Origin of the sequence: Agromyces aerolatus (genome assembly GCF_031432255.1) — a bacterium.
Lineage (GTDB): Bacteria > Actinomycetota > Actinomycetes > Actinomycetales > Microbacteriaceae > Agromyces.
In genome coordinates, this window is record NZ_JAVKGQ010000002.1 from 224,766 (window position 1) to 242,818 (window position 18,053).

21 protein-coding genes are annotated in these 18,053 nt (G+C 70.6%); 9 read left to right on the plus strand and 12 right to left on the minus strand.

Translation table 11 applies throughout. From position 1 onward, the window contains the following. Positions 1 to 5: 5 nt before the first annotated feature. The 5 genes from RH864_RS03935 to RH864_RS03955 form a co-directional block, all read right to left on the minus strand. Complete coding sequence (locus RH864_RS03935; protein WP_310516209.1) at positions 6 to 320, minus strand: putative quinol monooxygenase; 315 nt, start codon at positions 318 to 320, stop codon at positions 6 to 8. Between the two features lie 92 nt (positions 321 to 412). Further along, positions 413 to 1,618: a type II toxin-antitoxin system HipA family toxin gene (locus RH864_RS03940; protein WP_310516210.1), complete on the minus strand. Its 1,206-nt coding sequence runs from the start codon at positions 1,616 to 1,618 to the stop codon at positions 413 to 415. Positions 1,619 to 1,620: 2 nt separating this feature from the next. Beyond that, complete coding sequence (locus RH864_RS03945; protein WP_310516211.1) at positions 1,621 to 1,851, minus strand: helix-turn-helix transcriptional regulator; 231 nt, start codon at positions 1,849 to 1,851, stop codon at positions 1,621 to 1,623. 182 nt (positions 1,852 to 2,033) lie between these two features. Further along, positions 2,034 to 2,810: an ABC transporter ATP-binding protein gene (locus RH864_RS03950; protein WP_310516212.1), complete on the minus strand. Its 777-nt coding sequence runs from the start codon at positions 2,808 to 2,810 to the stop codon at positions 2,034 to 2,036. Next, complete coding sequence (locus RH864_RS03955; RefSeq protein WP_310516392.1) at positions 2,810 to 3,568, minus strand: ABC transporter permease; 759 nt, start codon at positions 3,566 to 3,568, stop codon at positions 2,810 to 2,812. The genes RH864_RS03950 and RH864_RS03955 overlap by 1 nt, the downstream gene beginning before the upstream one ends. Positions 3,569 to 3,708: 140 nt before the next feature. Here RH864_RS03955 and RH864_RS03960 point away from each other — a divergent pair, with 140 nt between their 5' ends. Continuing rightward, positions 3,709 to 4,263, plus strand: coding sequence for an ECF transporter S component (locus RH864_RS03960; protein ID WP_310516213.1), 555 nt, complete (start codon positions 3,709 to 3,711; stop codon positions 4,261 to 4,263). A gap of 96 nt (positions 4,264 to 4,359) precedes the next feature. Here the strand turns inward: RH864_RS03960 and RH864_RS03965 are convergent, their stop codons facing one another. Further along, positions 4,360 to 5,052 (minus strand): phosphocholine cytidylyltransferase family protein, encoded by a 693-nt coding sequence (locus RH864_RS03965; RefSeq protein WP_310516214.1) that lies wholly within the window; start codon positions 5,050 to 5,052, stop codon positions 4,360 to 4,362. 273 nt (positions 5,053 to 5,325) lie between these two features. On the opposite strand from RH864_RS03965, the gene RH864_RS03970 reads away from it, so the two are divergent. From RH864_RS03970 to RH864_RS03980, 3 genes are all read left to right on the plus strand, one after another. After that, a complete protein-coding gene (locus tag RH864_RS03970; protein ID WP_310516215.1) occupies positions 5,326 to 7,272 on the plus strand; it encodes an ATP-binding cassette domain-containing protein in 1,947 nt (648 codons plus the stop codon). Positions 7,273 to 7,372: 100 nt separating this feature from the next. Beyond that, on the plus strand, positions 7,373 to 8,947 hold the full coding sequence (locus RH864_RS03975; protein ID WP_310516216.1) for a hypothetical protein: 1,575 nt from the start codon (positions 7,373 to 7,375) through the stop codon (positions 8,945 to 8,947). 10 nt (positions 8,948 to 8,957) lie between these two features. Further along, positions 8,958 to 9,245 (plus strand): DUF3039 domain-containing protein, encoded by a 288-nt coding sequence (locus tag RH864_RS03980; RefSeq protein WP_310516217.1) that lies wholly within the window; start codon positions 8,958 to 8,960, stop codon positions 9,243 to 9,245. 33 nt (positions 9,246 to 9,278) lie between these two features. Here the strand turns inward: RH864_RS03980 and RH864_RS03985 are convergent, their stop codons facing one another. Beyond that, on the minus strand, positions 9,279 to 10,598 hold the full coding sequence (locus RH864_RS03985; protein WP_310516218.1) for a nicotinate phosphoribosyltransferase: 1,320 nt from the start codon (positions 10,596 to 10,598) through the stop codon (positions 9,279 to 9,281). A gap of 98 nt (positions 10,599 to 10,696) precedes the next feature. On the opposite strand from RH864_RS03985, the gene murI reads away from it, so the two are divergent. The 4 genes from murI to RH864_RS04005 all read left to right on the plus strand — a co-directional run bounded on the left by murI (position 10,697) and on the right by RH864_RS04005 (position 13,942). Next, the gene (gene murI, locus RH864_RS03990) at positions 10,697 to 11,533 is read left to right on the plus strand and encodes a glutamate racemase (RefSeq protein WP_310516219.1); all 837 of its coding nucleotides are present in this window, start codon (positions 10,697 to 10,699) and stop codon (positions 11,531 to 11,533) included. Between the two features lies 1 nt (position 11,534). After that, positions 11,535 to 12,287 carry a ribonuclease PH gene (gene rph / locus RH864_RS03995; RefSeq protein ID WP_310516220.1) on the plus strand — a complete coding sequence of 251 codons (753 nt, stop codon included), beginning with the start codon at positions 11,535 to 11,537 and terminating at the stop codon, positions 12,285 to 12,287. Positions 12,288 to 12,291: 4 nt separating this feature from the next. Continuing rightward, positions 12,292 to 12,909, plus strand: a complete 618-nt coding sequence (rdgB, locus tag RH864_RS04000) for an RdgB/HAM1 family non-canonical purine NTP pyrophosphatase (RefSeq protein ID WP_310516221.1) — start codon at positions 12,292 to 12,294, stop codon at positions 12,907 to 12,909. Between the two features lie 103 nt (positions 12,910 to 13,012). Next, positions 13,013 to 13,942, plus strand: coding sequence for a cation diffusion facilitator family transporter (locus RH864_RS04005; RefSeq protein ID WP_310516222.1), 930 nt, complete (start codon positions 13,013 to 13,015; stop codon positions 13,940 to 13,942). A 182-nt stretch (positions 13,943 to 14,124) separates the two neighbouring features. On the opposite strand, the gene RH864_RS04010 is transcribed toward RH864_RS04005, so the two are convergent. Then, complete coding sequence (locus RH864_RS04010; RefSeq protein WP_310516223.1) at positions 14,125 to 14,877, minus strand: DedA family protein; 753 nt, start codon at positions 14,875 to 14,877, stop codon at positions 14,125 to 14,127. A 160-nt stretch (positions 14,878 to 15,037) separates the two neighbouring features. Beyond that, complete coding sequence (locus RH864_RS04015) at positions 15,038 to 15,688, minus strand: biliverdin-producing heme oxygenase (protein WP_310516224.1); 651 nt, start codon at positions 15,686 to 15,688, stop codon at positions 15,038 to 15,040. Positions 15,689 to 15,816: 128 nt separating this feature from the next. On the opposite strand from RH864_RS04015, the gene RH864_RS04020 reads away from it, so the two are divergent. After that, positions 15,817 to 16,689 (plus strand): LLM class flavin-dependent oxidoreductase, encoded by an 873-nt coding sequence (locus tag RH864_RS04020; RefSeq protein WP_310516225.1) that lies wholly within the window; start codon positions 15,817 to 15,819, stop codon positions 16,687 to 16,689. A 5-nt stretch (positions 16,690 to 16,694) separates the two neighbouring features. Here RH864_RS04020 and RH864_RS04025 read toward each other — a convergent pair whose 3' ends face one another. The 3 genes from RH864_RS04025 to RH864_RS04035 are packed head-to-tail and all read right to left on the minus strand — an operon-like array spanning position 16,695 to position 17,929. After that, on the minus strand, positions 16,695 to 16,928 hold the full coding sequence (locus tag RH864_RS04025) for a hypothetical protein (RefSeq protein WP_310516226.1): 234 nt from the start codon (positions 16,926 to 16,928) through the stop codon (positions 16,695 to 16,697). A gap of 21 nt (positions 16,929 to 16,949) precedes the next feature. Further along, positions 16,950 to 17,693 carry a hypothetical protein gene (locus tag RH864_RS04030; RefSeq protein WP_310516227.1) on the minus strand — a complete coding sequence of 248 codons (744 nt, stop codon included), beginning with the start codon at positions 17,691 to 17,693 and terminating at the stop codon, positions 16,950 to 16,952. Continuing rightward, positions 17,690 to 17,929 carry a hypothetical protein gene (locus RH864_RS04035; protein ID WP_310516228.1) on the minus strand — a complete coding sequence of 80 codons (240 nt, stop codon included), beginning with the start codon at positions 17,927 to 17,929 and terminating at the stop codon, positions 17,690 to 17,692. The genes RH864_RS04030 and RH864_RS04035 overlap by 4 nt, the downstream gene beginning before the upstream one ends. Positions 17,930 to 18,053: the final 124 nt, after the last annotated feature.

Below are 18,053 nucleotides of genomic sequence, written 5' to 3' on the forward strand. Positions count from 1 at the left end.
AGGAGTCAGAGGAGTCCCTGCTCGGCGGTCCCGGCGGGCAGCGCGGTCATGCACGTGACGAGCACCGGCTCCGAGATCAGCCCGTCGATGAGCTCGTTCAGGCGCGTGACCGGCGCGCCGGCGCCGTGCGCGTCGAGGTCTTCGACGGTCGCCCACTTCTCGAGCATCGTGATCGTGCCGTCCTCGGCGTCGTGGATCGCGTACAGCATGCACCCCGCCTCGTCGTGCACCGCGGGGATGGCCGCGCGAAGCGCGGCGATCAGCTCCTCGCGCTTGCCCTCCACGGGCCGGAACACAGCGGTGACGACGACTTCGGACATGGACTCCCTCTCGGAACGAACAAGGTGGACGTGCTTCAACCGTACGCGCTCGCCGCCGCCCGGGTGCGGCGTCGGCGGTCTGCGGGCGTGCATCACTCGTCGATCCGGCTCATCCCGTCGGCGAGCTCACGATGGCGGCCTCGCAGCGTGCGGGCGGTCTTCGCGTTCGTCCGGCGGTCGAACGGAAGCGCCCCGGCCTCGATCGACTCGGCCAGGTCCGCGGTGGCGCGGAGTGCGGCGGCGAGCGTGCGCCGTGCGCTGCGCGGTGTGAGTTCGAGCGTTGCAGCGGCCTCCATGAACCGCCGGGCGGTCAGCGTGTCCTTTCCCGCGACCGTGAGCGCGAGCGTCTGGTCGCCGTAGAAGAGGGTCGACGGGAGGTCGTATGCCGGAGTCACCATGAACTCTCCCGGATCCCGCTCGTAGACCGAGAGGTTCTTCGCGTGCTGATCGCCGTTGCCCGTCAGCCAGGCGAAGGCGAGCTGCTCGACCAGGCGGCTCGCGGCGACCCGCGGTGCTCTGGTGAGCCCCATGAGCGCGGATGCGGCCTCCTCGAAGGAGAGGCGATACTTGTCCGCAGGCCAGGCACCTGCCGCCTGAGCGGCATCCTCGACCGCGATCAGTCGAACGGTGCCGTCGGCCTCCGCGACGCGATCGAACCGCGTCACCAGCAGCCCCGGGCGCGCGTCGACGTCGGTGAGGACCCGGGTCGTGACCGCGGGAATCCGTGCCGCGCGGGCTCGGGCTGCGAAATACGCCTCGTTGCGAACGAGGTGCGGGAACTCCGTCGGGTCGAGTTTGAGAATGAATCGCTCGCCTCGTCGGCGGACGGGGAGTGAGAGCATGGCGGCCGACGCCTTGTCTTGAACCCCGGCCAGGGTCGGCCGATCGGCGACGCCGGCGTCGTGCAGCAGGTCCTCGAACCGAAGTCCTGCGGGATCGGCCAGGACGAGGCCCGATCGATCGCCCGCCGGCGTCGATCCCGAGGCGACGACCTGAACGTCACCCACAGTGTCGCTGCCGACCGCGACCAGTAATGACAGCTCGTCGTCGGCGGACGTCTTGACCGCTCGTCGAAGGGCTTGCAGGCGGCGCCCTTCGGGGAGCAGGCCCGCGAAGAACGCCGGCACGGCGCCCGCGGGTGTGAGGACCGGTTCCGATGAGCGTGGGAGCGTGCTCGCGACGGCCGGCCCGGGGCCGTCGAGGTATTCGTCGTGGTAGCTGAACCTCACGCCGCTGCCGGTGTGCTCCAGGCGCGCGGCGAGCGCTCCGGCCTTGTAGACGTCCGCCGAGTCGGGCATGCTCACGTCAGGGTCAGGCCGAGGCCGAGGGCGTGGACCACAGCGAGCACATGGGCCAGGCGCACCGTGGATTTGCCGCGCTCGAGGTCGCCCACGAACCGCACCGAGACGTCGGCGAGGTCGGCGAGCTCGTGCTGGCTGAGGCCGAGTTCGCGCCGACGCGCGCGGAGGCGCGTTCCGAGTTCCTCTGAATCGGACGGGTGCCCGGTCGCCGGGCTTGCGGAGTGCGCCATCCGGTCCCCTTTCTGCGCGATCGTGCCGATTTCTTCATCCTACTGCGCCGAACCCATTGGCGAACGATGAATTCGGCGCGATCATGCCGATTCTTGGGTTCCTGGCCGCTTGATGTCGGATTCGACACGAATTCGGCACGATCACGCCGATGGGGGCGTTGAGCGGGCGCGGTCGCGGGGCGCTACTTCTTCGGGGCGTACTCGGCGTTGTAGCGATCGAGCACGTCGTCGATCGGCGCGTCGAGCTGCAGCCGGCCCTTGTCGAGGTAGAGGCCGCGCGTGCAGAAGCGACGCAGGTCGCGCTCGTTGTGCGACACGAAGAACATAGTGCGCCCGCCGGCCAGCAGCTCCTCGATGCGCGCGTAGCACTTCTCGCGGAACGCCTTGTCGCCGACCGCGAGCACCTCGTCGACCAGCAGGATGGGCTCGTCCAGCTGCGCGATGACCGCGAACGCGATGCGCACCTTCATCCCGCTCGACAGGTGCTTGTACGGAGTGTCGAGGAAGTCGCCGATCTCGGCGAACTCGATGATCTCGTCGAACTTCGCGTCGACCTGGGAACGCGTCATGCCATGCAGACCCGCGGTCAGGTACACGTTGTCGCGAACCGTCAGGTCGTCGACGAAGCCGCCCGTGATCTCGATCAGCGGCGCGACGCCGCCCGTGACGACGACGCGCCCCTCGTCGGGCAGCATCACGCCCGCGACGAGCTTCAGCAGCGTCGACTTGCCCTGACCGTTCCGGCCGACCACGCCGATGGCCTCACCGGGCCGGACGTCGATCGACACGTCGCGCAGCGCCCAGAACTCGTTCGGGCGCATGCGGCGCCGGCTGCGCGAGAACAGGTCCTTGAACGAGCGCCGCCCGCGCCGGTTGCGGCGGAACCGGATGCCGAGCCCCTCGGCTCGGATCGCAAAGGCCCGCGTCGCCGCGAGCTCGGCGGCCGAGGCATCCGTCATCAGATCTCCTTCAGCACCTGGCGCACGCTGGCGCGCAACACCAGCAGCCCGATCGCGAGGAACGCGAGCGACATGACCGCCGAGACGATGACGTTGAACCAGTCCAGCTCGTGCGGGAAGAAGCCCGCGCGGTACAGCCCGAAGATCCCCGAGAGCGGGTTGAAGGCCGCCCAGACGTGCAGCTGCTCGGGCAGGTTCTCGACGCCGTAGATGATGGGGGAGGCGTAGAACAGGAACCGCAGCACGAGCTTCACGGCGCGCTCGAGGTCGCGGAAGAACACCACGAGCGGGGCCACGATGAGTGCGACGCCGCAGGTCAGGATCGCCTGCAGGAGGATCGCCAGGGGGAAGTAGACGAGCTCCCAGTGCAGCTCGGCGCCGGGCGCGAAGATCACGAACAGCGCGAGCACGGGCAGCGCGAAGACGAACTCGATGCCCTTCGACAGCACGATCCGATTGACCCAGATGGTCCGCGGGATCATGGTCGACCTGACGAGTTTCGCGTCCTTCAGGAAGGCCCGCGTCGAGTCGGAGATCGCGCCGTTGAACCACATCCACGCGAGCAGCGCCGTGAGCAGGAACACGATGTACGGCTCGGTGCCGACCGGTCGCCGGAACACCTGCGTGAACACGAACCAGTAGATCGCGGCCATCACGAGCGGGTCGAGGACCGACCACACGTACCCGAGCGCCGAGGTCGAATACCTGACCTTGAGATCGCGTGTGGTGAGCAGCCAGAGCGAATGGCGGTACCGCAGGAACGGCGTTCGCTGGAGCGGATGCGCGTCGCCGTCGCTCCTGACCGGTACCGTCCTCACCACGCACCCATCGTAGAGGCCGAGCGGGGGTAGGTTTGCAGGGGGCCTGCGGCGTGTGCCGCGCGCCCGGAAGGAGTGTCGTGCGGGGCACGAGTACGAGGATCCTGCTGAGCTGCGCCGCGATCGGCGTCGGCGGCGGATTGATCGCGGGCGGTTCGGGCTATCTCGCCGCCGCGTTCGCGGCGTTCGGGCCTCTGCTGTACGGGCTCACGATCGGCTCGCACTTCCTGCCCAGCGTCGTCGCGTTCGCCCTGCTCCGCCGGCCGGGCACTGCGTTGCTCACGGGTCTCATCGCGGGGATCGTGGGCATGGCGTTCGCGCCGCAGTGGTGGTTCCGCTACGTCGCGACCGGATTGCTCGTCGGCGCGCTGCTCGAGCTGCCCTTCTTCCTGACCAGGTACCGGCGGTGGGACGCCTGGATGTTCTACCTGTCGGGTATCGTGTCGGGGGCGCTCATCGGCGGCGTCGTGTTCTTCGCCCAGGGCGCCGAGCACTACGCCTGGTGGGCGTGGATCATCTCGCTCGCGTGCTGGGTCGCCAGCCCGCCGCTCTTCATCTGGATCGGCAGGCTCATCGCACGGGCGCTCGAGCGGGCCGGCGTCGCCCGCGAGGTCGCCGGCCAGCGGCCGCGCTGACGGCCGGGAACACGAACAGCGGATGCCTCGTGGCATCCGCTGTTCGCTGCTGTGGGTCGTGCGTGTACTGCTGGGGGTGATCGCTATTGCGGGGAATCAGACGAAGTGGTTCGCGCGCTCCAGGTCTTCGGCGAAGTCGATCTCGACCGCGTAGAGGTCGGAGACGTCCATCGGCTCGACGAGGATGCCGTTGCGCTCGATCGCGAGCTCGAGGCCGCGCTCGAAGTAGTCCTGGTCGTCGACCCGCTGCAGATAGCTCAGCAGCGTGGCCTTGTCCCGGGACGAGATGTAGTTGATGCCGACGGCCTCGCCGAGGCCGCCCTTGACCGTCTTCGAGAGCTCCTTGATGTAGCCCTCGGCGCTCGTCGTGTACTTGACCTCTTCGTCGGACACCTTCGCGGTGTTGACGGTCACGAAGGACTGGTCGCGCTCGATGAACGGCAGCGCCCGGTCGAGGATAGCGGGGTCGAACACGACGTCGCCGTTCATCCAGAGCACGCCGCCCGACTTCGACGCCTTGAGGGCGCGCATGAGCGACTTCGAGGTGTTCGTCTGGTCGTACTCCTCGTTGTAGACGAAGGACGCCTGCGGGAACGCCTCGATGATGTGCTCGAGCTTGTAGCCGACGACGATGGTCACGGCGGGGTTCTTGCCGAACGAGTGCTCGATGTTGTCGAACTGCTGGCGCATGATGGTGCGGCCGTCGCTGAGCTCGGTCAACGGTTTGGGGAGCGAACGCCCGAGCCGGCTTCCCATGCCGGCTGCGAGGATCACGATCTGGGTGGTCACCTGCATCTCCTTCGGTGGTCGGATGGCCCGCACGTCTTGTGACGATCCCCTCGATCGTTCGCCTGCAGTTCACCCGGAAGTTCGAATGTGGACACGCCGTTATGCCGATGATCAGACTACCCGGGCCCCCTGGGGCGGGCAGAACCGGGTTGACGAACGTCATTCGATCGTGATTGATCACTCAGGAGATGCTCAGGAAAAAACGGGTTCTCACCCTGCGAATCAACCTCGCGGGGGACGTCGGGTGACGCAGGTGGTTGATACCGTTGCCGGGTGACTTCAGTTCCGCGCTCAGACCAGAACGACGAGGCTCGCGAAGACACCGCTCGGGGGGACGCCACCGACGCGGCGCGGGCCGAGGCGGGTGCCGGCCGCGCGCCGCGCGCCGGGTCGAGTGCTGCCGGCGGAACGGCGAAGGCGGCGAAGTCGGGGACGACGAAGTCGAGCGCGGCGAAATCGGCCCCGGCGAAGCGCACCACGACGAAGCGCGCGACCGCTCGCCCGGCCGCGGCCGAGGCATCCGCACCGGAGTCCACCGAGCCGCACACCGTCGAGCCTGAGGCATCCGTGCCCGAGTCCGCGGAGCCGCGGACCGTCGAGCCCGAGGCATCCGGCCAGGAGGCCGCTCCCGCGAAGCGTCCCGCGGCGGGCGCGGCGAAGACACCGCGCGCCAAGACGGGCACCGCGCGCACGCGCACGAAGGCGACGACTCCGGCGCCCGAGCCCGAGACCGGTGACGCCGCCGAGTCCGGCACCGGCGACCCGGCCCCCGCGGCCACGTCGAAACGCACGCCCGCGTCGCGTACCGCCTCGAAGTCCGCCTCTACGGCGCGCGGCCAGGCCGCGAAGGCCGCACGCTCGAGCGCCGCGAAGGGCGCGGCGAGCAGCGTCACCGCGCGGGCACGTGCCGCCGAGTCGACGGCGAAGAAGCGACCGGCCGCGCGTGCCGCGGCGCTGACCACCGAGACCACGGCGGCCGAGCGGCCTCGGAAGACCGAGGCGTCGGGCGAGGCCCCGGCGAAGCGCGCGTCGGCGCCCGTCTCGTCGACGGGCGATCCCGAGTACCTGGTCGACGAGCTGCCGTTCCCCGACGACGTGGTCGCCGCGCCCGCCGCGAAGAAGCAGGCGGAGACCGAGGCTCCCGCAGAGACGGACCACGCCGCCGAACCCGCGAACGCGCCAGAGGCCGCGAGCGAGCCCGCGCCCGCGCCCGCGAGCGAGCCCGAACCCGAGCCGGTCGCCGAGGAGACGACCGAACGGATCATCGAAACCGCCGGCGCCCCGAGCGCTGAGCCGGAACCCGAGCCCGAACCGACGTCCGGCGCCGCCGGCCCGGCCCGGGCCGGCGCGGCCGAGACCGCGGACCGCGCCGTCGCCGTCGTCACCGGTCCCAAGAAGAAGGCCGCGCCGCGCAAGAAGCGCACGCTGCGCGTCGCGCGCCCGGCGCCCGGCGCCGACGTGCCCGCGGTGCTGCAGGTCGACGGCCTCGTGAAGCGGTTCGGCGCGAACACCGCGGTCGATCACATCTCGCTCGAGGTGCGGGCAGGCTCGTTCTTCGGCGTCGTCGGGCCGAACGGCGCGGGCAAGACGACCACGCTGTCGATGATCACCGGCCTGCTCCGGCCCGACGAGGGCACCGTGCGCATCCACGACATCGATGTGTGGGCCGACCCGGTCGCCGCGAAGCGTGCGACGGGCGTGCTGCCCGACCGCCTTCGCCTGTTCGACCGTCTGACCGGCGCGCAGCTGCTCGACTACTCGGGCACGCTCCGTGGGCTCGACCACACCACCGTGCGCGAACGCGCCGCCGACCTCGCGGCCGCCTTCGGACTCGAGGACGCGCTCGGCCGGCTCGTCGCCGACTACTCGGCCGGCATGACGAAGAAGATCGCCCTGGCCTGCGCGATGATCCACTCTCCGCGCCTGCTCGTGCTCGACGAGCCGTTCGAGTCGGTCGACCCCGTGTCGGCCGCGAACCTCACCGAGATCCTCGAGCGGTACGTCGCCGGCGGCGGCACGGTCGTGCTGTCGAGCCACGGCATGGACCTCATCGAGCGGGTCTGCGACTCCGCGGCGATCGTCGTCGGCGGGCACGTGCTCGCGCACGGCACGCTCGACGAGGTGCGCCAGGGCCAGACGCTCGAAGACCGGTTCGTCGAGCTCGCGGGCGGCCGCAAGGCCGCCGAGGGCATGGAGTGGCTGCACAGCTTCGTCGACTGAGCGTCGACCACACAGGCAAACGAGACGACACGGGGATCACGCGGGCATGACGCAGTCGACGGCAATCGGACAGTCCAGCGCGCAACGCCGGGCCCCGAGGATGAGTGCGGAGTTCCTGCGACTGAAGCTGCGCCTGCTGGCGAACATCTTCAAGCGCAGCCCGTGGCAGGTCGTCGGCATCATCCTCGGCCTGATCTACGGGGTCGGCCTCGCGGGCCTGCTGTTCTTCACGCTCGTCGGCCTGCGATTCGTCGGCGACGTCGAGATCATCCGGGCCGCGGTCATCGTGGGCGGGTCGGCCGTCGTGGTCGGGTTCATCGTGTTCCCCCTCGTGTTCGGGGTCGACGACACCATGGACCCGCGACGCTTCGCCCTGTTCGGCGTCTCCGACCGGACTCTTGCGTTCGGGCTCGGACTCGCGGCGCTCATCGGCGTGCCCGCGCTCGTGCTCGCGATCGTCCTGCTCGGCACGATCGTCACGTGGTCGCGCGGGCTCGGTGAGACGCTGCTCGCGATCCTCGGCGCCGCGCTCGCGTTCGCGACCTGCCTGCTGATCGCGCGCGTCGCGACGTCGGTCGCCTCGCTGCTGCTCGCGACCCGGCGAGCACGCGAGTTCTCGGGCGTGCTCGGTCTGCTGCTGATCGTCGCGCTGTCGCCCGTGGTCGTCGTGCTGGTCTCGATCGACTGGGCGTCGTCGGGGCTCGCGGTGCTCGAGGGCCTGGCCGACATCTTGAGCTGGACCCCGCTCGGCGCCGCGTTCGCGGTGCCGGCCGACGCCGCCGTCGGGGCGTGGGGTGCGGCCATGCTGAAGCTGCTCATCGCCGTCGCCACGCTCGGCCTGATCTGGCTCGCCTGGCAGCGCCTGGTCGCCGTCATGCTCGTCACGCCCGGCCGCGAGGGCTCGGCGAAGAGCTACCGCGGACTCGGCTGGTTCGACCGGCTGCCGCACACCCCGGCCGGTGCCATCGCCGCCCGCAGCCTGACGTACTGGTTCCGCGACGCCCGGTACTGGGTCTCGTTCATCATGATCCCGGTCGTGCCGGTGCTCGTCATGGTGCCGCTCGCGATCGCCGGGGTGCCGACGACGTACCTGCCGCTCATCCCGGTGCCGCTCATGGCGCTCTTCCTCGGCTGGAGCCTGCACAACGACACCGCCTACGACTCGACGGCGATCTGGCTGCACGTCGTCTCGGGCGTGCGAGGCGCCGCCGATCGTTTCGGCCGGCTGGTGCCCGTGATCGCCGCAGGTGTCATCCTCATCGGGCTCGGCAGCGCGATCACCGCGCTCGTGCTCGACGATGGGCGCATGGTGCCCTCGGTCATCGGCGTGAGCACGGCGCTGCTGCTCGCGGGGCTCGGCGTAGGCGCCGTGAGCTCGGCGCGGTTCCCGTACCCCGCGGTGAAACCCGGCGACAGCCCGTTCCAGCAGCCGCAGGCGACCGGCACGATCTCCGCCCTGGTGCAGTCGATCACGATGTTCGGCTCGATCCTCGTCGCCGCGCCCGCGATCGTCTTCGCCGTGCTCGGGCTCTTCGTCGACCCCGAATGGCATCTGCTCTCACTCGTGTCCGGGGTCGTGCTGGGCGTGGCCGCGCTCATCTGGGGCGTCTGGTTCGGCGGCCGTGTGTTCGAACGGCGCGGGCCGGAGATCCTGCAGGCCGCGGTCCGCGCGTAGAATCGAGGACATGTCTGTGTTCCCCCGCGCGAGCATCGCCGACCCCGATCAGCCGGGCGGCGGCACGAGTGTGCTCGACCGTGAGCTCGAGAAGCTGCTCGAAGACGAGCACGTCGAGCCGGGCGACCACGAGCGCTTCTCGCACTACGTCAAGAAAGACAAGATCCTCGAGTCGGCGCTGAGCGGCAAGCCGGTGAAGGCGCTGTGCGGCAAGAAGTGGACGCCGGGTCGCGACCCCGAGAAGTTCCCGGTGTGCCCGACCTGCAAAGAGATCTACGAGCGGATGAAGCGCGAATAGTCGCGCAGCGCCCGAGCAGGGGCCGCTCGCGGGCTACCGGTAGACCGTCGGGATCGCGGGCTCGCCGCGCCCGAGACGGAATGCCTCGATCGGCAGCTCCTGCATGACCTCGGCGCGATGCTCGCGCGCGGCGCGGGTGCCCGCGGCACCCGTGAACGCGGGGTCGACCTCGCCGCCCGACACGAGCTCGACCATGAGCGGCCGCAGCCGCTCGTCCGGTGCGAACTCGTCGACGCCGCCCGGCCCGTCGCCGACGAACACGATCTCCTCGCGCGCGGTGCGCGTGGCGTCGAGCCGCCGTGCGGCGTTCTTGCGCCCGCCGACCGAGATCTTGTGCGCCGAGGCCTTGGCCACCGGGATCCACGCGCCCGCGTCATCGCGTCGCGCGACGAGCTTGAACACCATGCCGGCCGCCGGCGCTCCCGAGCCCGTCACGACCGACGTGCCGACGCCGTACGCGTCGACCGGGGCCCCCGACAATCCCGCGATCGTGAACTCGTCGAGATCGCTCGTCACCGTGATCCGGGTGTCCACCGCGCCGAGCCGGTCGAGCTGCTCGCGGACGGCCGCGACGACCGTCGGCAGATCGCCCGAGTCGATGCGCACCGCGCCGAGCTCGCGGCCCGCGACGCGCACCGCGGTCTCGACGCCCTGCTCGATGTCGTACGTGTCGATGAGCAGCGTGGTCTTCGGCCCCATCGCCGCAACCTGCGCCCGGAACGCCGCCTCCTCGCTGTCGTGGAGCAGCGTGAACGCGTGAGCCGCGGTGCCCATCGTCGGGATGCCCCACGCCCGCCCGGCCTCCATGTTGCTCGTCGCGTCGAACCCCGCGATGTACGCCGCGCGCGCCGCCGCGATCGCCGAGCCCTCGTTCGTACGGCGAGAGCCCATCTCGGCGATCGGCCGGCCCAGGGCGACCGAGACCATGCGCGCCGCAGCGCTCGCGACCGACGAATCGAAGTTCAGGCACGACAGCACGAGCGTCTCGAGCATGACCGCCTCGGCGAACGTGCCCTGGATGGTCAGGAGCGGTGACCCCGGGAAGTACGCCTCGCCCTCGCGGTACCCCCAGATGTCCCCGCTGAACCGGTAGTCCGCGAGCCAGTCCAGCGTCGCCGGGCGGACCACCTCGTGCTCGCGCAGCCACTCGAGCTCGGCATCGGTGAAGCGGAAGCGTTCGATGAGCTCGAGCAGGCGCCCGGTGCCCGCGACGACGCCGTACCGCCGGCCCTCGGGCAGGCGCCGGGCGAAGGCCTCGAACAGGCTCTCGCGATGGCCGGTGCCGTCGAGCAGGGCGGCGTCGACCATGGTGAGCTCGTAACGGTCCGTGAAGAGTGCAGCTGAGCCGGTCACGGGGTAGAGCCTAGCCATGAAGGCCTGCCCCGAGGCATCCGGCCGCGTTCGAGGCATCCGGCCGCGTTCGAGGCATCCGCCGTCTAAGCTTGTCGATCGTGACGGACGCACCGATCGGTATCTTCGACTCCGGCGTCGGCGGGCTCACCGTCGCGCGCGCGGTCAAAGACCAGCTGCCGAACGAGTCGATCCTCTACGTCGGCGACCTCGAGCACTCGCCCTACGGGCCCAAGAAGATCGCCGACGTCCGCGGCTACGCCCTCGCGGTGCTCGACGACCTCGTCGCACAGGGCGTGAAGATGCTCGTCATCGCCTGCAACACCGCGAGCGCCGCGATGCTCCGCGACGCGCGCGAACGATACGACGTGCCCGTCGTCGAGGTGATCCAGCCCGCCGTCCGGCGCGCGGTCGCGGCGACCAAGACGGGCCGCGTGGGCGTCATCGGCACGCGCGGCACGATCCAGTCCCGCGCGTACGACGACGCGTTCGCGGCGGCCCCCCACCTCAGGCTCACATCCCAGGCCTGTCCGAAGTTCGTCGAGTTCGTCGAGGCCGGCATCACGACCGGCGACGAGCTCCTCTCGGTCGCCGAGGAGTACCTCGCTCCGTTGCGCGAGGCCGGGGTCGACACGCTCGTGCTCGGCTGCACCCACTACCCGTTCCTCAAGGGCGCGATCTCGTACGTCATGGGCGACGACGTGACACTGGTCTCGAGCGATGTCGAGACCGCGAACGACGTCTACCGCGTGCTCGTGTCGCGCGGCATGGAGCGGCGCTCCGCGCTGCCGCCCACCACCCGCTACGAGGCGACCGGGGAGTCGACGAGCGCGTTCCTCGACCTCGCGCACCGGCTCATCGGCCCCGACATCCCGAGCGTCGAGCTCGTGCAGACGGGTGCCATCCACCTTCCCCGCCCCACCGCCCGACAGGAGTGACATGACCGACGCCACGACCGCCCGCGCCGACGGCCGCACGCCCGACCAGCTTCGCGAGGTCACGATCGAGCGCGCCTGGAGCTCGCACGCCGAGGGCAGTGCGCTCATCTCCTTCGGCCGGACGAAGGTGCTCTGCACCGCGAGCTTCACGAACGGCGTGCCGCGCTGGATGACCGGGAAGGGCAAGGGCTGGGTCACCGCCGAGTACTCGATGCTGCCGCGCTCGACCAACACCCGCAACGACCGCGAGTCGGTCAAGGGCCGCATCGGCGGCCGGACGCACGAGATCAGCCGGCTCATCGGCCGGAGCCTCCGCGCGGTCGTCGACATGAAGGCGCTCGGCGAGAACACCATCCAGATCGACTGCGATGTGCTCCAGGCCGACGGCGGCACGCGCACCGCGGCGATCACCGGCGCCTACGTCGCCCTCGCCGACGCGGTCGAGTGGGCGCGCGGGCAGAAGTTCATCGCGCAGCGCGCGACGCCGCTCATCGACACGGTCTCGGCCGTATCGGTCGGCATCGTCGACGGCACGCCCATGCTCGACCTCGCCTACGTCGAGGACGTGCGCGCCGAGACCGACATGAACGTCGTCGCGACCGGCCGCGGCCTGTTCGTCGAGGTCCAGGGCACGGCCGAGGGCGCGCCGTTCGACCGCCGCGAGCTCGACTCGCTGCTCGACCTCGCGCTCGCGGGCACCACCGAGCTGACCGCGCTGCAGCAGGCTGTGCTCGCGCCCGTCGCCGAGGCCTGAGCCGATGACGCTCGAGATCGTGCTCGCGACCCACAACGCGCACAAGGTCGCCGAGTTCCAGCGCATCATCGGCGAGCAGCTGCCGGCGGTGCGGGTGCTCGCCTACGACGGGCCGTCGCCGGTCGAAGACGGCACGAGCTTCGCCGCCAACGCGCTGATCAAGGCTCGCGCGGCCGCGGCGCACACCGGGCGCATCGCGCTGGCCGACGACTCGGGGATCGGCGTCGAGGTCATGGGCGGCGCGCCGGGCATCTTCTCCGCACGCTGGGCCGGCACCAGCGCCGGGGACGAGGCGAACCGGCGCCTGCTGCTCGACCAGCTCGCCGACGTCCGCCGGCCCGACCGCGGCGCGTGGTTCCACTGCACCATCGCGCTCGTCGTGCCCGCCGAGCTGATCCCGGGCGGCACGGAGTTCGTCGCCGAGGGGCGCTGGCCCGGCTCCGTGACCTACGAGCCGCGCGGCTCGCACGGGTTCGGGTATGACCCAGTGTTCGAGCCCGAGGGCCGGGAGGTCACGGCCGCCGAGCTCGCGCCCGAGGTCAAGAACGCCGAGAGCCACCGGGCGCGCGCCTTCACGGCGCTCATGCCCGAGCTCGCGCGCGTGGCATCCGCCCTGGGGTGACGCGACCCGGCCTTCAGCGCCTGAGAACGCAACTCATTCCTATCTGGCGCTGACCAGTCGTTTCGTGCCTAGGCTGGGGAGAGGCCACCGACGCTGGGAACACATGGCACACTCGCACGACCACTCGCATCAGAACGCCGACCGCGCCCGGCTCGGGATCGCCATCGGCATCATCGGGACCTTCCTCGTCGTCCAGGTCGTCGGCGGCCTGCTGAGCGGGTCGATCGCGCTGCTCGCCGACGCGGGCCATATGGCGAGCGACCTGATCGGGCTGATCGTCGCGCTGTTCGCGGCGGTCGTGGCCGCACGGCCGGCGACCGACCGGCAGACGTACGGCTTCCGCCGGTTCGAGGTGTTCGGTGCGCTCGTGAACGGCGTCATCCTCGTGGTCGTGGCCGTGACCGTCGCGGTCGGTGCGATCGGGCGGCTGCTCGGCGATCTCGGTGCCGACGGCGACGCACACGAGGTGCAGGGTCTGCCGATGCTCGTGGTCGCGATCGTCGGGCTGGGCGCCAACATCGCGGCCATGCTGGTGCTGCGCGCGAACGCGAAGCACTCGATCAACCTCAGGGGTGCGTACCTCGAGGTGCTGGGCGACACGATCGGGTCGGGTTTCGTGATCATCGCGGCGGTCGTCATCCTGCTCACCGGGTGGGATGCGGCCGACCCGATCGCGTCGCTCGCGATCGCGGCACTCATCCTGCCCCGCGCCCTGCTGCTGCTGCGCGACGTGATGCGCGTGCTCAGCGAGTCGGCGCCGGCCGACACCGATGTGGCGGAGATCCGCGATCACCTGCTCGGCACGCCCGGGGTGGTCGCGGTGCACGACGTGCACGTCTGGGCGATCACGTCGGGCTCACCGGTGTTCAGCGCCCACGTCGAGGTCGACCCCGAGGTGTTCGCGTCGGGTCGCGCGGGTGCGCTCCTCGACGAGCTCGGCGGATGTCTCAGCGACCACTTCGACGTCGAGCACTCGACGTTCCAGCTCGAGCCGGCCGGGCACGCGGGGCGCGAGCACACCGCGCACCACTAGCCGCCCCGTGGGGGGAGCCGGACGCGGGCGGCGGAACCCCGGCATCGATTCCTTGCTCAGGAGATTCGGGCCGGTTCCCGGCGTTTCGGGGGCGGACACGCCGGCGGGCCCGCCGAGGTTCCTGCGCAGGCAACAACGCGGCGTGAGGGAACCGGGCCGTCGGGGGGTACGGCGGTCGGCGGCTACTGCTCGTCGTGCCGGTGCGGGTGCTGCGTGAAGGCGTCGGGGTCGAGCACGAGCTCCTCGGCCTCCTGCTCGTCGGTCACGACGTCCTCGCCCGCGGCGGCGGCCTTCTTGGCCTTGCTGGCCGACTGGAAGTAGTGCCACAGCGTCGGGATGAGCGTGAGCACGACCGCGCCGATGAGGATGACGTCGATGTAGGACTGGACGAAGTCGGCCACGGGCGGGATGTAGCCGATGAGGAACCCGAAATAGGTGAGGCCGACGCCCCAGATGACCGCGCCGATGAAGTTGTAGAGCGTGTACTTCTTGTAGTTCATGTGGCCGACGCCCGCCGCGACGGGCGTGAACGTGCGCACGATCGGGACGAACCGGGCGAGGATCACCGCGAGCCCGCCGAACCGCTCGAAGAACGCGTTCGTGCGTTCGACGTTCTTGACGCTGAACAGCCCGGATTCCTTGCGTTCGAAGATGCTCGGCCCGAACTTGTGACCGATCAGATACCCGACCTCGCCGCCGACGAACGCTGAGAGGCCGATCGCGAGACACACCCACCAGATGTCGACGCCGAACACGAGCGACGTGTGGGTGAGCAGTCCGGAGATGATGAGCAGCGTGTCGCCCGGGAGCAGGAAGCCGACGAGCAGACCCGTCTCGGAGAACACGATGAGGCAGACGACGACGAGCGCCCACGGCCCCGCCGCCGAGATGATCGTCTCCGGGTCGAGCCACGGGATGAGCGCGGTGTTGATCACGTCGGGGGGCTCCTGTCGGACGGGCGCGGCGGTCGCCTCCGTCACGGGCGACTTACGTCGAGCAGTCTAGCGAGCGGATGCTTCGCGAAAACGGTGAGCCGCCGGAATCATCCCTGCGGACGATTCAGGCGGCTCGGCCGGTGCTGCGCTCGGGCGGCCCTCAGTCGCCGAGCGCCTCGAAGATCGCGCCGTTGAGGCGGAACGAGGCGCGGGCCTCGTCGATGAGCGCGTCGACCTCGGCCGGCTCGAGGGCGAGGGCGTTCATGGCCTCGCGGTAGCGGCGCTTGTATCGCACCGGCCCTTCGTCGCCGAGGTCGAAGTCGTAGAACGAGAGCTGCTCGGGCGTCGCGCCGTAGTGACGCGAGACGAGCGCGGCGATCGCCTGGCCTCCCGAGAGGTCGCCGAGGTAGCGCGTGTAGTGGTGGGCCAGATAGCGCACGTCGTCGTCGGCGAGCTCGCGCAGACGTGCGGTGTACGCCGCGGTCGCGGGCAGCGGCGGATGCGTCTCACGCCAGTCGGCCGCCCCGAGCGCCGCGAGGTCGGACTCGATGGCGGCGAACCGTGCGAGCCGCGGGTCGAACACCTCGGGGTCGTCGTCGCGGCTGCCGCGCGCCTCGAGCGCCTCGTAGACCCACGCGTACTGCGCCAGATACCGCGTGTAGTCCGCGAGCGTGAGCTCCCCTCCCATGAGCCGCGTGATGAACCCGCGGCTCTCGGCGTTGCGATGGTCGTCGGCCGTCGCGGCGCGCACGAGCGCGGCGACGTCGAGCGGCGCGGTGCCGGCGGGGGTGGTCGGGGGAGCGATGCTCATGGGGGCGCCCTTCGTGGATGAGGTAAGGCTTACCTCACATCGTAGGGGGTCGTCCGCGTTCGCGACAGCCGTCGCGTGGACTTCGTGCTCGCCGAGCGATGTCGGCGGCCCGGTCTACGCTCCTCGACATGGAGCACGGATTCATCTTCACCGGCAGCGACCCCGAGCTCGCGGTCGAGCTCGCCCCGCTCGCCGAGGCGCACGGCTGGGACGCGTTCTTCGTCTGGGAGGGCATCTGGGCGACCGACCCCTGGGCGACGCTCGCGGCCGCCGCGGTACGCACCGAGCGCATCAGACTCGGCACCATGCTCACCCCGGTCCCACGGCGCCGTCCGTGGGAGCTCGCGGGCCAGACGATGACCGTCGACCGGCTCTCGCGCGGCCGGGTCATCCTCTCGGCCGGGCTCGGCGTGCCGCAGGCGGTCGAAGACCGGTTCTGGATCTTCGAGGACGACCCGGGCCGTCGCGCGCGGGCCGAGCTGCTCGACGAGTCGCTCGAGCTGCTCGAGGCCATGTGGCGTGCCGAGCCGTTCGAGTTCGACGGCGCGCACTATCGCGCTCGCCGGACCGAAGAGATGCTTCCGCTGCCCGCGGTGCAGCAACCGCGCATCCCGACCTGGGTCGTCGGCATGTGGCCCCGCCCGAGGTCGATGCGGCGGGTGGTCCACGCCGACGGCTGGATCCCGAACTACGCGCCGCCGGGCACCGAGCTCGCGGGGCCCGATGAGCAGGCGGCCGCGTACACGCCCGAGATCGCGGCCGAGGCGATCGCATGGCTGCGCGCCGAGCGCGAGCGTGAGGGGGTCGCCGACCGGCCGTTCGCGATCGTGCACGAGGGCACGACGAGTGCGACGGATGCCTCGGCCGCGCGCGCGGCCGTGCAGCCGTGGGCCGAGGCCGGCATCACCTGGTGGCTCGAGTCCGACTGGTCGGTACCCGCCGACCGCGTCGAGGCCTACGCCCGCGAGCGCATCGCGGCGGGGCCGCCGGCGATCGGCTGACGAGGTCAGGTGAGCCGCTCGTCCTCCGGGCGCACGAGGCCACTGCCGTTGCGGCGCTCGCGGGTCGACTGGATGAGCGTGACCACGCCCCACCCGAAGGCGATGCCGCCGACGAAGGTGAAGGCGTGCAGCCACGAGGGGCCCCCGGCCAGGTCGGCGATGAGCGCCACGACGCCGACGACGATGCCGCCGATCAGGTATCCGAGCGCCGCACCCTCACGGGTGGTGAAGTTCTTCATGCGTTCGAATTTATCTGGTGCTCACGGCAGGGTTTCGCAGGCGCGCATGTCTCCGTCGCGGTCGAGTCCGGCGATATCGCCGTACGCCGGGTAGTAGTAGAGGAACCACGCCTGTGCCGCGGCCTGGGTCGGGAAGTGGCCGCAGTTGACATTGGACGCGGGCGCGGGGCCGGCGGGCGCCCCGGGGCCGGGCGGCGGGGGAGCGACCGGGGGCCGGCGGACGCCGATCGAGTCGACGCCGTCGCCGTTCCAATCGCCCGTGAACGCGACGTCGTCGGAGTTGCCGTAGCCGAAGACGAGGTCGGCGACGCCCGACGTGGTGGAGTTGCGCAGGAAGTACGTGATGCCGCGCCGCACTGCGAGCGTGTCCGTCCGGTTGCCGTCCCAGTCGCCCACGAGGACCCGGTCTCCGTGGTCGCCGTAGCCGAACGTGTAGTCGGCGACGCCGGTCGAGATGGAGTTCTTGACGAAGAACATGATCCCGCGCCGCACCGTGAAGGTGTCGCTGCCGTTGCCGTCCCAGTCGCCGACCAGGACGACGTCGCCGGGGTCGCCGTAGGTGATGACCGCGTCGGCGACTCCCGAGCTCATGGAGTTCTTGACGTGGAAGGCCGCGCCGCGGCGCACCGTGAGCGTGTCGACCCCGTCGCCGTTCCAGTCGCCGACCAGGACGACGTCGCCCGGGTTGCCATAGGTGAAGGTGTAATCAGCGGGCCCCGAGGTGTTCGAGTTGCGCACGTGGAACGCGTTCCCGCGCTGGATCATGGGCGTGTCCTGCCGTTGCCGTCCCAGTCGCCGAAGTAGACGACGTCCTCGACCCCGCCGTACCCGAACACGGTGTTCGCGGATCCGGTGAACGCATCGTTCAGGTAGTACATGGATCCACGGCCGCCCACCGGGTCGCCCTGTGCCAGCGCAGGCATCGCCGCGAGCCCCGTCATCAACAGCCCGGCCGCGATGCCCGCGGCGAGTGAACGCTTCACGGCGAGAGAACGCCTCATGAGGACCTCCTTGTCCGAAGCGAGAGCCTATCGACCGGAACTGCCCCGGTCTTACCCCTAGTTCGTGGGTCGAGGACCGAGTTGTTCGGGAGGACGGAGCCAGGCGTCTCGAGTTGTCGGATCG

Excerpts from the sequence above, each read along its gene's own strand:
- RH864_RS03935 (WP_310516209.1), bottom strand. The coding sequence starts at position 320 with ATGTCCGAAGTCGTCGTCACCGCTGTGTTCCGGCCCGTGGAGGGCAAG.
- RH864_RS03940 (WP_310516210.1), bottom strand. The coding sequence starts at position 1,618 with ATGCCCGACTCGGCGGACGTCTACAAGGCCGGAGCGCTCGCCGCGCGC.
- RH864_RS03945 (WP_310516211.1), bottom strand. The coding sequence starts at position 1,851 with ATGGCGCACTCCGCAAGCCCGGCGACCGGGCACCCGTCCGATTCAGAG.
- RH864_RS03950 (WP_310516212.1), bottom strand. The coding sequence starts at position 2,810 with ATGACGGATGCCTCGGCCGCCGAGCTCGCGGCGACGCGGGCCTTTGCG.
- RH864_RS03975 (WP_310516216.1), top strand. The coding sequence starts at position 7,373 with ATGAGTGCGGAGTTCCTGCGACTGAAGCTGCGCCTGCTGGCGAACATC.
- RH864_RS03980 (WP_310516217.1), top strand. The coding sequence starts at position 8,958 with ATGTCTGTGTTCCCCCGCGCGAGCATCGCCGACCCCGATCAGCCGGGC.
- rph (WP_310516220.1), top strand. The coding sequence starts at position 11,535 with ATGACCGACGCCACGACCGCCCGCGCCGACGGCCGCACGCCCGACCAG.
- rdgB (WP_310516221.1), top strand. The coding sequence starts at position 12,292 with ATGACGCTCGAGATCGTGCTCGCGACCCACAACGCGCACAAGGTCGCC.
- RH864_RS04005 (WP_310516222.1), top strand. The coding sequence starts at position 13,013 with ATGGCACACTCGCACGACCACTCGCATCAGAACGCCGACCGCGCCCGG.
- RH864_RS04015 (WP_310516224.1), bottom strand. The coding sequence starts at position 15,688 with ATGAGCATCGCTCCCCCGACCACCCCCGCCGGCACCGCGCCGCTCGAC.
- RH864_RS04020 (WP_310516225.1), top strand. The coding sequence starts at position 15,817 with ATGGAGCACGGATTCATCTTCACCGGCAGCGACCCCGAGCTCGCGGTC.
- RH864_RS04025 (WP_310516226.1), bottom strand. The coding sequence starts at position 16,928 with ATGAAGAACTTCACCACCCGTGAGGGTGCGGCGCTCGGATACCTGATC.
- RH864_RS04030 (WP_310516227.1), bottom strand. The coding sequence starts at position 17,693 with ATGATCCAGCGCGGGAACGCGTTCCACGTGCGCAACTCGAACACCTCG.
- RH864_RS04035 (WP_310516228.1), bottom strand. The coding sequence starts at position 17,929 with ATGAGGCGTTCTCTCGCCGTGAAGCGTTCACTCGCCGCGGGCATCGCG.